Source organism: Paenibacillus thalictri (assembly GCF_004307995.1).
GTDB classification, from domain to species: Bacteria; Bacillota; Bacilli; order Paenibacillales; family NBRC-103111; genus Paenibacillus_AF; species Paenibacillus_AF thalictri.
Genome location: NZ_SIRE01000037.1, coordinates 34,748 through 53,432 on the forward strand (window position 1 = coordinate 34,748; position 18,685 = coordinate 53,432).

At 54.0% G+C, this 18,685-nt stretch carries 12 protein-coding genes and 1 riboswitch; all 12 genes read right to left on the reverse strand.

The window, feature by feature from the left end; genetic code table 11:
* Nucleotides 1-10: 10 nt before the first annotated feature.
* Nucleotides 11-1,972 (reverse strand): nickel transporter permease, encoded by a 1,962-nt coding sequence (nikC, locus tag EYB31_RS35570; protein ID WP_165452788.1) that lies wholly within the window; start codon nt 1,970-1,972, stop codon nt 11-13.
* Nucleotides 1,965-2,933, reverse strand: coding sequence for a nickel ABC transporter permease (nikB, locus tag EYB31_RS35575; protein WP_206105525.1), 969 nt, complete (start codon nt 2,931-2,933; stop codon nt 1,965-1,967). The genes nikC and nikB overlap by 8 nt, the downstream gene beginning before the upstream one ends.
* Nucleotides 2,930-4,525 (reverse strand): ABC transporter substrate-binding protein, encoded by a 1,596-nt coding sequence (locus EYB31_RS35580; RefSeq protein WP_131018336.1) that lies wholly within the window; start codon nt 4,523-4,525, stop codon nt 2,930-2,932. The genes nikB and EYB31_RS35580 overlap by 4 nt, the downstream gene beginning before the upstream one ends.
* A gap of 204 nt (nt 4,526-4,729) precedes the next feature.
* Nucleotides 4,730-4,925, reverse strand: a riboswitch (cobalamin riboswitch).
* A gap of 200 nt (nt 4,926-5,125) precedes the next feature.
* On the reverse strand, nt 5,126-6,343 hold the full coding sequence (locus EYB31_RS35585) for a mandelate racemase/muconate lactonizing enzyme family protein (RefSeq protein WP_131018337.1): 1,218 nt from the start codon (nt 6,341-6,343) through the stop codon (nt 5,126-5,128).
* A gap of 122 nt (nt 6,344-6,465) precedes the next feature.
* The gene (locus tag EYB31_RS35590) at nt 6,466-8,772 is read right to left on the reverse strand and encodes a helix-turn-helix domain-containing protein (RefSeq protein WP_131018338.1); all 2,307 of its coding nucleotides are present in this window, start codon (nt 8,770-8,772) and stop codon (nt 6,466-6,468) included.
* 89 nt (nt 8,773-8,861) lie between these two features.
* Nucleotides 8,862-9,773: a hypothetical protein gene (locus EYB31_RS35595; RefSeq protein ID WP_131018339.1), complete on the reverse strand. Its 912-nt coding sequence runs from the start codon at nt 9,771-9,773 to the stop codon at nt 8,862-8,864.
* A 42-nt stretch (nt 9,774-9,815) separates the two neighbouring features.
* Nucleotides 9,816-11,426: an extracellular solute-binding protein gene (locus tag EYB31_RS35600; RefSeq protein WP_131018340.1), complete on the reverse strand. Its 1,611-nt coding sequence runs from the start codon at nt 11,424-11,426 to the stop codon at nt 9,816-9,818.
* 38 nt (nt 11,427-11,464) lie between these two features.
* Nucleotides 11,465-12,355, reverse strand: a complete 891-nt coding sequence (locus EYB31_RS35605) for a hypothetical protein (RefSeq protein ID WP_131018341.1) — start codon at nt 12,353-12,355, stop codon at nt 11,465-11,467.
* A gap of 38 nt (nt 12,356-12,393) precedes the next feature.
* On the reverse strand, nt 12,394-13,278 hold the full coding sequence (locus tag EYB31_RS35610; RefSeq protein ID WP_131018342.1) for a carbohydrate ABC transporter permease: 885 nt from the start codon (nt 13,276-13,278) through the stop codon (nt 12,394-12,396).
* 57 nt (nt 13,279-13,335) lie between these two features.
* Nucleotides 13,336-14,265 (reverse strand): ABC transporter permease, encoded by a 930-nt coding sequence (locus tag EYB31_RS35615; protein ID WP_420819497.1) that lies wholly within the window; start codon nt 14,263-14,265, stop codon nt 13,336-13,338.
* Between the two features lie 392 nt (nt 14,266-14,657).
* Nucleotides 14,658-16,937, reverse strand: a complete 2,280-nt coding sequence (locus tag EYB31_RS35620) for a helix-turn-helix domain-containing protein (RefSeq protein WP_165452789.1) — start codon at nt 16,935-16,937, stop codon at nt 14,658-14,660.
* A gap of 170 nt (nt 16,938-17,107) precedes the next feature.
* Complete coding sequence (locus tag EYB31_RS35625; RefSeq protein WP_165452790.1) at nt 17,108-18,622, reverse strand: extracellular solute-binding protein; 1,515 nt, start codon at nt 18,620-18,622, stop codon at nt 17,108-17,110.
* Between the last annotated feature and the right edge of the window lie 63 nt (nt 18,623-18,685).

The following is an 18,685-nucleotide window of genomic DNA, read 5'->3' on the forward strand; positions in this document are numbered from 1 at the left end:
TGTGCATCCTTCATTTCGCTTGCCGAATATGCGGCGGGATCCGCAAAGAAGGAATCGCCTTCAGCAGCTGCTGCGTATAAGCCTCCCGAGGCTCGGTAAATAAGGAACGCACATCCCCCTGCTCGATCATGCGGCCGTTCTTCATCACGCAGATCCGATCGGCGATGTTCGCGACAAGCCTTAAATCATGGGTTATAAAAATCATCGACATATTGCGCTCGCGCTGAAGCGTTGCCAGCAGCTCCATAATTCGCGCTTGTGTGCTCACGTCCAATGCGGTTGTCGGTTCATCGGCGATAATGATTTGCGGTTCATTTACGATGGCCATCGCGATGACAACACGCTGCCGCATTCCCCCGCTGAGCTGATGCGGATACTGGCCGTAAACCTCTGCAGCGAGGCCTGTCTGCTGAAGCAATTTCAACACTTTGGCTTTAATCTCCGATTTGTTTGCAGCCGCTCCGCTTTCACGGTGAGCCGCCAGACATTCCTGCAATTGCTCGCCGACGGTAAGAACCGGATTCAGCGAATCCATCGGGTCTTGGGTAATATACGCAATGCGGCTGCCGCGCGCCTTGCGCCAATCATTCCACTCCCACAACCGTGTATCCGCCCCGAGCAGGCGGATCGTGCCCGAGGTCGTCTCCAGCGGCGAACGCAGCAGCCCCATCAGCGCAAGCGCAAGCGTGCTTTTGCCGGAGCCGCTTTCGCCGACCAGCCCAAGACATTCGCCCCGCTGGAGCTGCAAGCCGATATCCTCGAGAATCGGCTTGCGGCTGCCGCCTCGTTCAGCTCGGGCGGACACGCACAAACCTTCGGCCGACAGTACGCAAGCGCGGTTTTCCGCCGCTTGGTCTCCTCTGCTGCCCGCAGCGCCGGCGGCAAACGGCATGCCTCCCGGCGGGACAGCGCCGCTCGTCTTCGCTAGCGCGCTACGTTCGCGTCCGCTGTTCGCGCTTGCGCCGCGTTTTGTGTGCGCTGGAAGCCGGCTTCCGCTTTCGGCGGCTTGCGCAGTTCCCTGTGCAAGGGGTGACGGCCCTTGATCGCCGGCCGCAGACTCGCGTCCGCTTTGCCCCATCGCCTCAACGCTCCCGCTCCGCTTCTTCCTCCGTTCGAACAAACGCGGCATATGCAGCGTGCGGGGTTCCAGCGCATCCTTCAGCGTATCACCCAAGTAATTGGTCGCCAGCACGGTGGCAAATATCGTCAGGCCCGGCGCCAGGAACAGCCATGGCGCTTCTTCGATATAAGCGCGCCCTTCGTTCAGCATTGCGCCCCATTCCGGCTGCGGCGGCCGGATGCCAAGCCCAAGAAAAGACATGGACGCAATGCTCAAGATGATGTTTCCCATATCCAACGTCACCAGCACAAGAATGGGGCCGGCGATCGAACCGAGAATGTGCGTGCCGATAATTTTCCAGGCGGGGATACCCGAGGTTTTGGCCGCGAGCACGTAACCTTCATTGCGCACCGACAATACGTAGCTGCGAAAAATCCGCGCGAACGACGGCCAGGCCACCGCCGCCACGGCGATCATCAGGCTCATCAGCCCCGGCCCCAGCAAGGAAGCGAGCGCAATCGCCAGCACCAGCTGCGGAAACGAAAACAACACATCCATCAGCCGGGTCAGCACCATGTCGACCCAGCCTCCGAAATATCCGGCGGCAAGTCCGATCAACAACCCCAGCGAAATAATAAGGCTGACCGCCAGCACCGAAGCTCCCAAGGACGATGCCCCGCCATGCATTAGCCTGGACAACACATCGCGGCCGTAATTGTCGGTTCCGAGCCAATGATCGCCGGAGGGCGGCAATAACGCCTGCTTATAATCCACTTTGAGCGGATCGTAGCCCGAAAACCAAGCTCCGCCGATCGACATGACAATCACGACGGCAAGGATCGCCAATAAGAAAACGGCCAGAGGGTCTTTCTTCAGCGCGACAAATAGACGTTGGCGGAATCGGTTATCCATGCTGTCCCTCCTGTTCCAGTCTGACTCGCGGATCCAGCCATCGGTAAGCGACGTCGACCGCCACATTTAATACCATGTACACGATAGCCATCAACAGCACAAAAGCTTGAATGACAGGATAATCTCTTCCGGTAATCGCATCCACGACATAACGCCCGACCCCCGGCCAAGAAAATACGGTTTCGATAATCACCGTTCCTCCAATCAAACCTCCCACCACCAGCCCAAACGATGTCAATACCGGCAACAACGCATTGGGCAGCGCATGTTTGAACAAGATCGTTCTGCGGGATAATCCTTTGGCTTCCGCCATCATCATATACCGCTGCGAAAACACCTGCAGCAGACTTGTACGCAGCAGCCTGGCGGTGACCGAGGAAAGGCCGACGCCCAAAGTCAGCGCCGGCAAAATCAGATGCGAGAGCCCTCCCCTGCCCATCGTCGGCAGCCATCCCAGCTGAACCGATACGAGATACATCAGCACAAGTCCAAGAAAAAAACTCGGCACCGATACGCCGACCAGCGCAATGACCCGGGTAACGTGATCCGCCGCCCTCCGGTGATAAACCGCTCCGGCGATTCCCGAAGGAATCGCGATCAGCAGCATGATGAGCAAGGCAGCCCCGGCAAGCTCCAGCGTCGCCGGAAACCGCTGCATCAGCTCGTCCATAATCGGAGTTTTGCTGCGGAAGGAAACGCCCAAATCTCCATGTATGATTTTCCACAGCCAAACGCCGTATTGAACGGGCAGCGGCTGATCGAGCCCAAGCTGCTTATAAAGGATTTCAGCATCTTTTTCCAAATCGCTTAAATTCGCCCCGGGATCAAACATCGTCAGCAAAATCGCTCTTGCCGGATCGCCGGGGATAAACCGGACCATCAAAAATAGGATCAGCGTTACACCCAGCAAGGCGGGAATCGAAACAAGCAGCCGCTTCACCACATAGCGGATCAGCTTCATTTGGAAATATACATCCCGGGTACGATCCGAGTTTGCAGATTTTTATCGATGCCTTTCACTTTTTTGTTGTAAGCGGCGCCCCAACGGGTGTTGTTGAACAAATAAATAATCGGCACATCTTCTTGCACGATCGTCTGAATTTGTTTAGCCAGCTCGTTTTGCTTGTTTGAGTCAAATTCGGATGTCAGCTGATTGATCAGCTTGTCCACTTCGGGATTGCTGTAGCCGCCGTAATTCGAAGCGACACCGGTATAGTAGTAGGAATACAGCTGCCCGCCCAAGTCGCCGGTCGCCGTGCCGCAAGAACAATACGTCGCCGTATCAAAATTGCCGTCCAGCATCATTTGGTTGGAAGCCGTCGTTTCCACCGGATTGAGCTCGATGTCCACGCCAATGCCTTTCAGCTGCGATTGCAGCGCAACGGCTAGAGGTTGGAACACGCTGTAGGTGAGCATTTTCAGCTTCAGCTTTTGCCCGTCTTTGGCGCGGATCCCGTCGGCGCCTTTTTTCCAGCCGGCATCGTCCAGCAGCTTTTCGGCTTTTGCTTTGTCCATTTCCGCACCGGTCGAGATCGCGTAAGGCAGCCCTGCCGGGAAGTGACCTGTCGCCTTGGATGCAAAACCGCGGCTGACGCCGTCGATCAGTTCCTTGCGGTCCAGCGCCAAATTCAAGGCGATACGCACGTTTTTGTCCTGCAGCGCAGGCACTTTTTTCATATTCAGCCACAAATTCGTCGTCTGGCCGATTGGGAAGTAGGTTGCAAACTTCGAATCTTTCTCATACGATACCCGCTGTTCAACTTCGACGTTCATATCGGCGTCGGCATCGCCGTTTTTCAAAGCAAGCAAACGGCCCTGCGCATCCGAACCAAGCCGTGCCTCCAGCCGCTGCAGCTTCGGCTTCTCGCCCCAATAACCCGGGAATGCTTCGGCAATCAACAACTCGCCCGGAGTAAACTGCACCGGTTTCATAAACCCGGTCAAATCGGCCTGCGTATTGAACTTATCCCCCAACTTATCGGCCTCGGCCGCATTATGTATGGCAAATCCGTTTAATTTAAAAATAAAATTGGGATCCGGCTTTGCCGTCTTCATCTGCAGATGCAGCCCGTCTTTGACGATAAATTCCACGCCGCCGATCTGGGACGGCGCACGTTTGTTCAGCTTCTGATGGCGTTCCAGCGCGGCTTTTACCGCAGCTGCGTCCATGGCAGCCCCGCTCCAAAACTTGACATTCGGCTGCAGCTCCACTTCCCACAATGTAGGTTCGATGTTTTTCCACGACTTGGCGAGCCATGGTCTGATTGAGCCGTCATCGTTCAGCATGACCAGCGGCTCGGCGACCCCGTCCGAAGTGATGCGCTGAGCGTCGATGTGGACCGGGTCCAAGGAACGCGGCATATTTAAAGTGACATATTTGAGCACCTGCTCCTTCGCCATATCCGAAGACGCAGCGCCGGCCGCGGCGGGTTCCGCCGAAGGGGCGGCGGTTCCGCTCTGCTTGGGTGAGGATGAGCAAGCGGACAATACCATAAGCATACATGCAAGAATAAGAGCGGTATAACTTCGAAGTTCAAAACGATTCAATTTCATTAATGTTGCCCCCTGATTCGCGAAGTTTAATCGTAATAATTACTATTTAGATTCTAGCTAGTTTGTTTCGTTTCGTCAACACATTCCTGAGCACGCCAAAAAGGGCGCCTCCACCTTAAAGATACAATAAGGTAAAGACGCCCCTGTTTTACACATAAAAAAACAACGGTTCTCTAACACCTCCCCATCTTCCGTAGGTTAAAAGCAGTGTCGTTCAAACAGGCAGGTCTCCTGACTCCGGAATGTAAAGCGCCATCGGCGGCCTTCCCAATCTATGAGTATAGATCAGTGGCATTATCGCTATGGCTGTTCCGTTACAGTGGCGGGACCGTGTCGGCTTTGCACCGAACTTCCCTTTTAAGCCTCAGCGAACTGAGGCACCTGTTTCCACTCCATATTTAATTGTGCTTGAACCTCTTAAATATCCAGCCTATTGTAGCATAGACCCGCACTGAAGTGAAGCTGCTTTTCACGGGCTTCAAGGCAATCGTACAAAATCGGGCTTGCAGTTATGTCGGTGCTGCGGGGCCATCCGATCCAGATTCCCTTCTCCCCTCCCGCTTCTGCGCAACCTTATGCGATTGCCCTGCGGCAGCCCCGTCACACGACAAGCGCTTTGCGCAGCACGGCGTTTACGGCCGATTCATCCATTCCGAGCCCGGGACCGGTTGGCGTTTTGATGATGCCGTCTTTGACCTCCATCGGCGGGGCAAATAAAAATCCTGTTGTTTTGACGCCCGATTTGTCTTCCTGGAACTTACCGATATTCGGAATGTACGAGGCATAATGCAGCACATAGACGTAACCGAAGCCGCCGGAAATATGCGGCGTCACAGGAATACCCTTCAAAGCGGCCATTCTCGCAACCCGCGTATTGCGGATCAACCCGCCGTTGTATTGCAAATCCGGCTGTACCACCTGGGCCGCGTCGTTGGCGATGATCCAGCGGAACCGGCGAATGCTCGTCTCCTGCTCACCAAAGGCCAGCGGAACAACCAAAGCGTCGGCCACCTCCTTGGTGTCCTCCAAATGCTCAAACGGGCATGGCTCTTCGTAAAAGAAAGCCCCGATCTCCTCCAGCATTTTGCCGTATTCGATGGCGACCGGAGGATCATAGGAGCCGTTGCCGTCGGCGTGGATCGCGATGTTATCGCCAAGCGTTTTACGCGCCAATTGAATCAGCCCTTCCGACCGGCCTTGGATGGAGTCGGCGTTTTTGCTCATGCGGCCCCCGACCTTAAACTTCACGGCTTTCGCCCCGGTGTCGGCCATTCTCCGCTGCAGCACCTCAATTTCCTCTTCCGGCGTCGTTCCCCGGTTCCCGCTGGCGACATAAATCGGCACCTCGCTTCGGATCACCCCGCCGAGCAGATCGCCGACCGGCTTGCCGCTAATCCGGCCCAGCATGTCGAGCAGGCTGGCCTCCACCCACGAAATGCAGCACCATAACGCCAGCCCGGACAACTTGTAATTGCTTTCATACACGTATACGCCGTCCAGCAGCTTTTCCAAATCCCGCGCGTCTTTGCCGATAAAATACGGGATGATGAGTTGCTTGAGCAGCGGGTGCAAATAAGCCGCGCGTTCGCTCGCCACGGCAACCCCAACGGAGCCGTCCTTCGCTCGAGACCGCAGAAAATACAGCCCGTTGTTAAACAGCAGCTCCATCGATTCGATGATGACCGGAGAAGCGATATCCACAACCAGCACCGGAGAATTGGCGGCCGCCTCCAGCTCGGCCAAGCTGACCCCCGCCTTGGCTTGCGTCAGAGACGGGTCCAAATGCAAATAAGACAAATCTGTATATGTTTTGTCCATCAATAAAATACCTCCCGATTTATATCATTTGAACCAAAGGACCATCAGGAAAAACAGAGTGCAATGGAGGAAGGGAATGGAACGGACTTCCCCAACAGGGGTTCAACTTATATAAAAATAACTTACGACTTCAGCGCTTTTTTATAATGTTTGTTGATATATTCGTCGCGGTATTGGCCTGGCGTCATTCCTTCCTGCTTGCGGAACGAGCGGATGAAATTTTGCGAATTGTTGTAGCGCAGCCGCTCCGCAATTTCGGATATTTTCATATCCGTTTCCTCCAGCATACGTTTCGCTTTGCCGAGCCGATATTGCATTAAGTAGTCGCTGAAGCTGATGCCCAGTTCCTGCCTGAGCACCTTGCTGATATAACTCGGATGGTAATTGAGCAGATTGGAACACGATTCCAAGCTGATGTCGGTATCGTAGTTATCTTCGATCATCTGCACCACCTCTTGGGAAATGGTGCGATGCCTCGATTTGCGCTGCTCTTCAAATACGCTCACCATCGGGTCGACGATCCGCTGCTTAAACCAGCTCCGTGTTTCCTCCACGGACGACAGCGCATGAAGCTGCTCCAGCAGCGGCGGATCACAGCCCAACGGTTTCAGATGAGAAATGCCGCTTTCCTGCAGCAGCCGGATCAAATTGACAAAAAACCGCGTCATCGCGATTTGGTAGTCATTATAATTATGAAATTGCCCGGAAATTTCCCCAAAAAACGCATCCGTCAGCTGCTGAACCTTCTCCCGGTCGGCCATCTTGATCGCATCAAAAATGTGCCGCTCCAGCTCCTTCGGATACTGCGTCGCCACCGACTGCGCCGGCTGCACGTCGTCGATGCGCAGAATTGTTTTTTGCCCGTACAGCACCCGGTATTTCAGCGCGTCCATCGCTTCCTTGTACGCTCTGTTCGCCTCGGCCAAGCCGTCGTAGGGACGGCTGATCCCGATGCTGACCCGCAGCGACAAATAATGCTCGACCTCGTCTTGCACCCTCTTAGCCAGCGAATACAAATACGTGCGGAAATCGTCGGGCGACTCCGGATCGTCAAAAATAACCGTCACCTGCGAGGCGTCAACCACAACGGGCAGCAGGCGAGCGTGCTTCGGAATCAGCTCGCCGACCATGTTGCTGACCGCAAACAGCAGCAGTTCGCTGTCCCTTTCACTGTAGCGCGTTCCTTCCAGCGTATCGATGTGAATCGCAATGGCCGCGAGGTGCTTCCACTTCTGGGCTCCAGCGTCAAAAAAGCTCATCTTCTCGCCAAGCTGCGTAGGTTTCATCTCGCCCCGGACCAGCTTCATCACGTAATATTCTTCCAGCTGGCGGGCATGATTTCTGAGCTGGTCGGCCATCTGCACCTGATCGCTGCGCATGCGGGCAAAACCTTCATGGATCATATGAAACTCGTCGATCCGTCCGCTGACTTTACCCTGCTGCGCAAACAAAGATTGGTACAGCCTGAGCACCGGCATATACATGCGCTGCGAGCCGGCGAGCGACACAATGACGGCGGCAAGCAGCATCACAACGCATGTAGCGAGTATAATCCATCCCGTACGCCGCGACTCGAAGCGGATCAAATCGATCGGAATGACGGAAATATACGCCCAGCCGTTAAACGCGGAGCGCTGAAAAGCGACGCCGACCTGCTCTTCTCCGAAACTGGTTTCGTACAAACCCGATTCCCCGCTAGTACCGTGCAGCTTATCCGCAACCGCTTCCAACATTTGCGAGTTGGCTTCCATCCGCTGATTCTGGGAGGCGAGCACATGGTACGATTCGTCCATGATCATCACTTCGCCGAGTGTATTGTTTTTGGCCAAAAAATTGCGCAGCTGCGCTGCGGGAATTTCAATAATCAGCATGCCGCCGGGCTTCTCGGTAAAAGGCGGAAATATTTTCACCAGGTTAATCGTAAAATTGTTGTCCCCGCTTCGGCCTCTGAGCATGCTGTTACGCTCGGCAACCCAAAACTTGGTGCGGTTCATCCGCAAATATTCGGCAACCTTGGAAGACTCCGCATCGGACAGCCGGTTAAGGCCGCCGCTGTTCAGGATCGTTCCGCGGTTTAAATCGATCAGATGTACGTCGCGAATGCCCACATCGAAGGTTAACACCTGGGACATCGACTTCAGCACATTTTGCACCAGAATGAAACCGGAAGGAGCAAGGCCGCTGTCAAGCGCTTCCGTCACGTAAGGATTGTCGGACAGCCGTTCGATCTGCAAATCAAGCGCTCCCAGCACCTGCTCGACACGCAGCCGCGTCTGCTCGAGTACAAGCATGTTGCCGTCGTTCACTTTCTGCTGGATCGTGCCCGACGTCTTCATGTAAAAAAACAGGCCGAGCAGTATGATAGGCAGCGTGCTCGCTCCAATCGTAAACACAATCATTTTTGTGAAATACCGGTTGAATCTGAACATAACGGCCACCACCTATTCTGTACTGCTGCCAGCCTACCGCACAAACTTCGGGCCATGAATATCCCGGTACACCCATTATACTACAACGGCTAAACCGATTGGCCGTCTCTTCCTTTTTTCCCGACGTCAAGCCGATCCTTCAACGTCTCCTCATCGATCAGCCCTTCAAAATAATCGCTGGCGCTGCGCAAATAACCGAAGCCAAGCTTGACCGCTTGGGCGTATTGGCTGGCCGGTTCCTCTGCGAATGCCGCTTCAATCTCCTCGTCAAGGGGCCGTTCCCCTTGACGAAGCGCACGGCACAGCCGAAGGATCCGGTCGTCGTCGCTGTAGAAGCACGTGTCGGCGATAAACCGCCGCACTTTCACAGGATCGGGCGTGACCACCGCCTCCGCATAACGCTCCAGATGAATGACCTGCTCCTGATGTTTGGCGTGCAGCTTGCCAAGCCATACGGCCTCATCGGCCGTCTGCGGTACAAACGTCTGCAGCCCAAGCAGCATGCGCTGCCACATAAAGCGCAGCGACGCTGCGGCGTCATTCACTTTGACGGCGGCTGCAGCAGGCAAACTCGTCATGCCATTCTCAAAATGGGCGGTACGGTACCGAAACGGGGTGTTCGGGTTGTTTTCGTACAACTTATGAAAAATAAAAGCGTCGTGGTAAATGCTGCAATCCGTCGGGAACTCGCGCGACTCCGGCTCCGCTTCGCGGAATACGACCTTCATCTGGCGGTCGGCGGCTCTGTGGCACAACCAGCCAAGCACAAAAGCCAGCTTGTAGCTTAAGCGGTCCGCCTCTTTCCGTTCGTGCCAGCTCGCACGGTATTTATCGAGCAGGGCAATCGTAAATTTATCGCCCGAGCGCGTGACGCTGCCGTATTGCGAGAAGCGGATCTGGCTGCGGCCCGCTTCTTTAAACGCCTCACAAATTCGCTCGGATGCAAACATCATCAGGAAGCAGTCTTCGACGACCGCGGTATGGGTTACGTTCTCCGACATCGTTTATCCTCCGTTCACCGGCTTGTATCTTATTTTTAAAAGTTATTTCCCCTTATTCGGGTCGGCCTTGTATTCCTGGTTCAGCTCCTCCAGCACTTTATCGCCGCCGGATTTGCGCCAGCTGTCAAGCGCCGCCTTCCATCCCTTATCGTCCAGCTCGCCCATAATGTATTTGACGCGGGCATCGCTGATAATTTTGTCCAATTGGGTCCGCTTCTGGTCAAACGTCGGGGAGCTGTATGCAGCGGCCGGGTTGATGACAAAGATGTCGGCCACGGCTGCGGCTTCCTTTTTCGCCACCTTGTATTTGGACGTATATTTATCGAGTATGCCTTCCATCGCCAAGGAGCCATCGGCCACCTGCATCGCCTGCTGCATCTGGATGACCTCCGCAGCGTATTTTGCCGCCTGCTCCGGCGTGCGGTCCGCTTTGCCGTCCTTGATCGTATAATGCACGCCTTCGATGCCCCATTCGAAAATGTTCTGCCCTTCTTTGGTCGAAAGTTTATCGAAGTACTGCAAAATTTTCTTCAAATCGGCTTCGGTTTTCACCGTTTGCTTCGGAATAACAAAGCTGCCCGACACCCCGTTGTCCATCAGCAGCTTTGTGCCGTTTACGCCTTTCAAGATGCTGGATGTGTCCAGCTCGGCGCTCGGAGTCAGCTTAAACAGCTCGCTGTGGCGGGTGATGAAGTCGTTGTCGCCGAGCCGGAACCCGAACAGCCCTTTGTTGCCGTTATCGATATTTTGCACCCGCTCCGTAATGGCAAAATCCTGGTTAATCAGCTTCTCCTGATACAACCTCCGGTACCAGTCCATCGCATCGGTAAACGCCTTGCTTTCATGGGCCGGTACGATTTGATCGTTTTTGACTTCCCACACGTTGCCGCCGCCGGTCGCCGCCAAGATGAGCTTGAAGCCGCGCAGCCCTTTTTCTTCGGCAAGGCCTAGCGTATCGTTTTTGCCGTTGCCGTCCGGGTCCTTTGTCGCAAACGCTTTAATGACCTGGTACATTTCGTCGAGCGTAGTCGGCGGTTTCATGCCCAGTTTGTTCAGCCAGTCGGTGCGGTAAATCATGCCGTCCCCGACCAGCGAGCGGGCGCGGTTGATCGTATAATATTTGCCGCCGACCGCTGTGCTTTTGAGCACCTGCGGATTGAGCGCTTTCTCCAAATTCGGAAACTCCTTGAGATACGGCCCGATTTCCCAAAATTGCCCGGCTTTCATCGCATTTTTAATATTGGAAGGAAGCGGGGTACCGACCAGAAACACCATCGGCAGCTGTCCCGAAGCGATTGTCGCATTGACCTTCTCGTCGTATGTGCCGTTGGGCACCCATTGAATTTGCAAATCGGTATTGGTCAGCTTCTCGACCGCGGTAATGATCGGATCGTTATCTTTAGGCGGCTCGGAAAGGACGGACAAATTCATCATCGTGATGACAAAAGGTTTCTCGTCTTTCGCCGGCGCGTTCGCTGCCGGTTTGCTGTCTGCCGGTGCGCTTGGCGTGCTGGCCTGCGGTTTACTTCCCGCTCCCGGCGCTGCCGGAGCCGGACTGCCGCCGCTGCACCCCGCAAGCGCTGCGGCCGCAAACATAGTCCCGGCTAAGCCAAGCATGATCTTGGACTTCGATCGATTTGTCGCAATGAACATCAATATGCCCCCTATTATTCATAATTTGAATCCAGTCATTACACCGCCAGCAGCTCCTGAAAAGCTTCGCGGTCGAGCCGCCCGGAGAAAAACGCGCTTGCGTTCAACAGCCCGGTTAAACCTGCCTTAACCGCCCGGGCGTATTCGCTTGCCGGCTCGGCGGCCAAAGCCGCTTCCAGCTCAGCAACGCTCAACTGCTCTCCCCGCCGCAGCCGGGCAGCTGCTTGAATAAGCACATCGCCGTCGTCGTAAAAGCTGCTTCCCGCCACATATTCCCGCGCTTTTTCCAGATCGGGGTTCATCAGCGCTTCGGCGAAACGCTCCATGCCCGCACTCCAATCGTCAAGGCTGACATGCAGCCTGTCAAACCAGCCTTCAATGTCCTCGACGTCCGGGACAAAGGTGTGCATCTCGATGAAAAACCGCTGCTGCAGTGCCGCAAAAAACTCCGCCGTCTCCTTGCTGCCGACAGCGGCAGCAGCAGGAAGCCGCTCCATGCCGCGCTCGTAATCGGCCGTGCGGTACGCGTCCGGCGTGCTGTCGTTGTTCACGTACAGCCGGTGGAACACATAGGCGTCCCGGTACATCGCGGCTTCCTCCGACACCGGCGCCAGCGCGCGCTCCGCCGCCCGGTAGCAAATCCAGCCCAGCGCAAACGCCAGCGAGGATTCAGCGGCCGTCTTGGGCACAAGCGGCGCGGACCTGAAGCCGATCTCCTCTTTTACCGTCTTATGCGACTCCCAATTGTCCCGGTATTTGTCCAGCAGGCGCAGCGCCAATCCGCCGTCTGCGGGAACCAGGCCGCCGAACTGCGCAAACTGCGGGTGTTCCCGGCATACTTCCTGAAATGCAACGCATAGCTCTGGCGAAGCAAACGCGAGACGCAGCATATCTTCTACCGCTGCGGTATGTGTCAGGCTCTCCGACATATCTCATCCTCCATTACCAAAGTTTATGTTTGGACAGATCAACCTTTTACGGACCCGATCAGCGTGCCTTTGACAAAATGTTTTTGCAAAAACGGGTACACGCATAAAATCGGCAAGGTCGAGATGACGATCACTGACATTTTGACGATTTGCGCCGGCGGAACGATGTAGTTGGCGTCAAATGTGCCGGAATCGCCCAAGCCCCCCGACGATAAAATGACGATCTGCCTTAACCATACTTGAATCGGCCACTTGTAGTTGTCGTTGATGTACAGCACCGCGTGGAAAAAAGAGTTCCAGTGGCCCACCGCGTAAAACAGCGCAAACGTCGCAATCGCGGGCAGCGACAGCGGCAGCACTATCTGCCACAAGATGCGCAAGTCGTTGCAGCCGTCGATTTTTGCCGCCTCCTCCAGCCCTTCGGGAAGCTGCTGGAAAAAGTTTTTCAGCACGATCAGGTTAAAAGCGCTGATCGCCCCCGGCAGCAGCAGGGACCAGAACGAATTGATCATGCCCAGCTCCTTGACGACAAGAAACGTCGGAATCATGCCCCCGCTGAACAACATCGAGAAAATGACCCCCAGCATGATAAACTTGCGCCCGTCCAAATCTTTGCGAGCCAGCGGATACGCCATCAGGCACGTAAACAGCAGATTGATCGCCGTACCGGCCAGCGTAATAAAGATCGATACCCCAAGGCTTGTCAGCAGCACGTCGGTGGAAAAAATATATTTGTACCCCTCCAGAGACAACTGATGGGGGAACAAAACAATTTTGCGGCTAATAAACTCCTGCGGCGATGTAAACGAACCGGCTACGACGTAAATAAACGGCAGCACCGTAGCCAACCCGAACAGTCCGAGAAAAGCGTAGTTGAATATGTCAAACAGCTTGCTGCCCAGCGTCTCCTTCATAAGACTCATTCCTTTCCAGTCAAGCGACTTGTTGTGCCCGGATGCCGTACGTGCACAGCCGCTTTATTAATAGATGCCTTCCTCGCCGATCTTCTTGGCGAAATAATTGGCGCCAACGACAAGCGCAATGCCGATTGCCGATTTGAATAAATTGACCGCCGTTGAATAACTGAAATCCCCCTGCTGAATGCCGTGTTCATAGACGTACGTCTCAAACACCTCGCCGACCTCGCGGTTCATCGGATTCAGCATCAGAAAAATTTGCTCGAAGCCGAGATCGAGAAACGAGCCAAGCCGCAAAATAAGTAAAACCACAATGGTGCTGCGAATTGCGGGCAATGTGACGTGGAGCAGCTGCCCCCATCTGCCGGCCCCGTCGATCCGGGCGGCTTCGTAGAGCTGCGGGTCTACGCCGGCGAGTGCGGCCAGAAACAAAATCGTGCCCCAGCCGGTTTCCTTCCAGATCATCTCCCCGACAATCATCGTCCGGAACCATTCGCGGTTCAGCAGGAAGTTGATTTTTTCCCCGCCGAATGAAGCAACCAGCTCATTAAAAATACCGCCTTCCGTCGTAAACAAGATGTAAGCCAGCCCAACAACGACAACCCATGAGATAAAATGGGGGATATAAATCAGGCTTTGGATCGTGCGTTTGTACACTTCCTTGCGGATTTCATTAAGCATCAGCGCTATGACGATCGGAAGCGGGAAAAAAAAGAAGATGTTGTACAACGCCAGGATCAGCGTATTGCCGAACAGCTGCCAAAACTGCGGTTCGCCGAAAAACGTGCGAAAATGCTCAAACCCGATCCACGGGCTGCCCCAAAAACCGGTAAACGGCGAATAATCCTGAAAGGCGATCAGCACGCCCCACATGGGGACATATTTAAAAATAAAGAAATACAAAATTCCCGGTGCCAGCATGTAATACATCCAGCGATTTTTGATGAGCCGTTTTCTCAGCAATTGACTGGCGAAAGACGCTGCCGGCTTCAAGCTGCTCGTTGCCGCCGATGCTTTCAAGGGATAACCATCCTTTCCGCGGATTCATTATGGGAGGAACTATTGGTTCTGACCCGATCATAACACCAGTGAACGTAACCGGGAACAATCACGGGAAAGCCATTTGGATGCGCTTACAAAAATTCCGCCAAAATTCCGCGTTATAATCATCAGAAAGCCAGCCGATAATCATTACACAGCCCGGAACGTTCCCCGATCCACCGGAAAAAAAACGCAAATATCCCCGCTGGAAAAGGCCTGCCTTCCATGGGCTGGTTTATTCCAAAGGGGATATGCACAATTGTGCCGGGCCGCTATACCGTTGCGTTTTTCCACCGCGCGCCCCGGCGCGCATGACGGCGGTTGAATCCCATGCGGCCATCCGCTTAAGTTCTCCACTTTTCGCGGTATTGTCCGGGCGTCATGTCGGTTGCTTTTTTGAAATAACGGATGAAGTTTTGCGGATTGTTATACCGCAGGCGGACTGCAATATCGGTTACGGTCATCTCGGTTTCCGTCAGCCATTTCTTGGCTACGTCCATCCGGTATTGCAAGAGATAATCGCTGAAGGTGAGATTACAGCTTTTTTTCAGTGCCCGGCGAATGTAGCTGGCATGGTAATGCAGCCGCGACGCGCATTCCTCCATCGTAATGTCGCGGTCAAACTCGCTTTCGATAATGCGGATGATTTCTTGGGCAATTAACTTATACTGCGCATCTTTGCCGTGATCAAGCGCCTTGACGAGCGGGCCGATAATATGGTGCTCGAACCAGCCTTCAATTTCATCCATCGTTTGGAATTGGCTGAGCTGCTCGTACAGCGGAATATCTCCGGCGCTTAAGCCGGGTACGATAATATGCATCTGCTCGGGAATGTAGATGATGTCAAGCAGCAGCTTCATCAGCCAGTTCTGCCTTTGATGCAGCGTCAGCTCCCGGTTGGCCACAATTTGCATAAATTCGCGGCACAACGTCACCGCCTTGTTCTCGTCGGCCTGTTTCACCGCTTCGACAAGCTGCTGTTCAAGATGATCGGGGAAGCTGACCATCTGTGTCTCCGGCTGCACGTCTTCGATAAACAGCACCGCTTCCTTTTCTTTGGTCATGCGGTATTTCAAGGCATCGAGGCCTTCCGCGTAAGCGCGTGGCGTCATTTCATGGGAATGATACGACCTGCTGACCCCAGCGCTCACTTTCAAGTTCAAATAAGCCGACACGTTGTCCTGGATGCGGTGAACGGTTTCGTCGATAAACGCTTTAAACGCTTCTTCCGTCTCCTCATTGCCGTGAAAAATCGTCACCTGCGTATGCCGGATTACGACGGGTGCAAGACGGCGGGCTTCCGGCACCATCTCTTCGATAATGTTGCCGACGGCGAACAACAGCAGATCGCGGTCGCTTTCTTTGAACCGGGTATTCAGCAAAGAGTCGATCTGGATGGCGGCGACGGCCAGCCAGCGGGACTCCGCTTCGTATCCGTACAAGGCGAGCTGCTCCTTGATATCATGAGGCGGTATGTCGCCTTGGATCAGCTTGATGACCACGTATTGCTTGGATTGCTGATGAAGCAGCCGCAGTTGGCGTCGCTGCTGCTGCTGGTTGAGCGATAAATGCTCGAACCTTCTTTCGATCAGCTTGAATTCATCGGAAGCATCCGAATCTTTTGAAGTTTCGGACCCTGCCGCCACCGCGCGGTAAAGCCGGCGTACCGGCGTGTACAGCCTGCTTGCGCCTTGCAGCGATAACGCAGAGATCAGCACGATCATGCCGGCGCATGTCCAGAAGGTCACCCAGCCGATGGAACGGGACTCCCGCGTAATCTCGCTGATGGACACGGCTGATAAGTAAACCCAGCCGTTATAAGCCGATTTGCGGTAGGTAATGCCGTATTCGCTGCCATCGATCGCTCCGACCATGTAGCCTTTGGCATCCGCCGAAGCGTAAATGTTCTGCACATATGGCGAAGCGGCCACCTTGCCGCCTACGGATGAGCTCTCCGTGTAAGCAATTACATTTTGCCGTTCGTCAAGGATCATCATCGTACCGAGGTCGCTTGTTTCCGGCAAAGACTTAAACAACTCGTGGTTGGACAGTCTGGTCACCAGCAGACCATTCGGATTTTTGGAGAAAAACGGAATTTTTTTCACCAGATATACGTTGTTGACAGCCGCATCAATGTGCGGAAAAACGATTTTATCGGTAAGCCACATGGACGGTTTTTCAATGTTCGTATAATAAGCAAGCCGGTCTTTGTCCAACATATCGGTAAGCTGGGCGAACCCGCCGTTGCCGATGCCCCAGCCGTCCACAACGTTGACCAGCTGGATTTCTTTAATGCCCAGCTCGTACACTTGTACGCGCTGCAGCGAAGATAAGGTGTTTTCCACGAGCGGAAATTCCTTGTTTGTAATTTTCGTTTTTAAAATGTCCGTAATCTGCGGGGAACTCGTCAATTGAAAGACGGAAAAATCGATCAGCTTCAGCGTATTTTCAATTTGCGTTTCGGTTTGCAGCAGCAACTGGTCGTTTCCCGAATGCACCTTGCTTTGAATCGAGCTGGAAAATTTCACATACGAAAACACGCCCAGCACCAGAACCGGGATCGCGCCAAACAGCAGGCAAAGCAAAAACAGCTTGATTTGATAACGTGTAAATTTCAGAATCATATCCTCCTTACAATGCTTCCCGGGGTGAGGCCCGCTGCAGACAAGATACAAGTCATTATGCATCTTCAGCGGATAAAATCAAATAATCATTAGAGCGACTGATGCCGTTTTGCCCGGAAATATCCTGAAAACGGAGAAGGGAGAGCCCCCCAAGGCTCTCCGCGCACCGCTTATTTTTTGGCGTTTTTCTCGTATTGCTCTTTGTATTCGGCGATAATTTTGTCGCCGCCGTTTTTCCGCCAATCTCCAACCATCTGCTCGAAGCCTTTCTCGTCCAACTCGCCCATAATAAATTTCGTGCGGGCGTCAACGATGATGCTGTCGAGCTGCTTGCCTTTTTCCATATACGTATTCGAGATCAAATTGATCGTCGGGTCCATCACCGCATATTTCTCGTTGTCGTTGATGAACTTCGTATATTTCTCGACGCTCGGATCGATTTTGCCGGGAAGCATCTTTTCGTTATCGAATACCATCAGCTGGAACAGGTTGTTGTACACCTCGTCCGTGTACACCTTCTCGTCGATCCGCGCCGCTTTGCCGTTCTCCATCTTGTAATGTTTGCCTTCGATGCCCCAGTTCACCAGGTTGATCACTTTCTCGTCGCCCAGCTTATCCATGAAAGTAAGCACCTTCTTCAGTTCAGCTTCGGTCTTCACGCTAGTTTTCGGGAACATAAACACGCTGTTGTAGCCTGTGCCGCCCTGCAATCTGACGCCCGCCGGACCTTGCACGTTCGGATAAGCGTCCAGCTTCGCGTTCGGGTTGTTTTTGTACAAATCGGTAAACCGCGCGTTCAAATCGTCGTAAGCGCCGATATAGGCGCCCGCTTTGCCTTGATTGACCAGCACGATACGGTCTTTGACCAGCGGGAAGTCGCTGTTGATCATTTTGTCCTGGAACATTTGGCGCAGCAGTTTCATCGTGTCCATATATTCCTTGGTCATAAATGCGGGAACCATCGCCCCGTCTTTGTACAGCCAGTTGTTAGGCCCGCCAAGCTCGGTCAGGAAGTGGCTGAATAAAGCGCCGCCCGTATCCAGGGACAAACCATACGTGTCATTTTTGCCGTTTTTATCAGGATCCCCTGTCGTAAACGCTTTAAACACATTCATCAGATCGTCGATCGTTTTGGGCTCCTGCAGCCCGAGATTGTCCAGCCAGTCCTTGCGTAAAATGATCCCGTTGCGGGCGATCGGGCGCCAGCGGTAAATTCCGTAAGTTTTGCCGTCGATGGCAATATTGTTGAACCGCGTCTTATCGAGTTTGCTCAAATTCGGGTAGTCCTTCAAATACGGACCGACTTCCCAGAACATGCCGGCGCGGGCCGCTTCGATAATCGCCGGGTTGCGGTCGTCCTTGATCAGCATCACCTGCGGCAGCTCTCCGGCCGCCGCGATTGAGGCGTTCACCTTCTCGCTGTAGCTGGCGTTGGGCACCCAGGTAATGTTCAGCTTTGTATTCGTATATTCTTGCAGCAGTTTCATCGCTTCGCTATCCATTTTGGGCGGCTCGGCGGACTGGTAAATGTTCATCATGCTGATCGTTACAGGCCCTTCGGGAGCGCTTGCTCCCGCTGCTTTGTCCTGCTTTTTCTCCTCGGGGGTGCCGCATGCCGCGGTGATAACCGACAGCAGCGCAATAACCGCCACACCTTGCTTCAGCTTGCTTGAATGAGTGTTCATTGTAAACCTCCTCGCATATTGTACCATATTTGTGATTCCGTTGATCGGCCAATCTCTGGATGG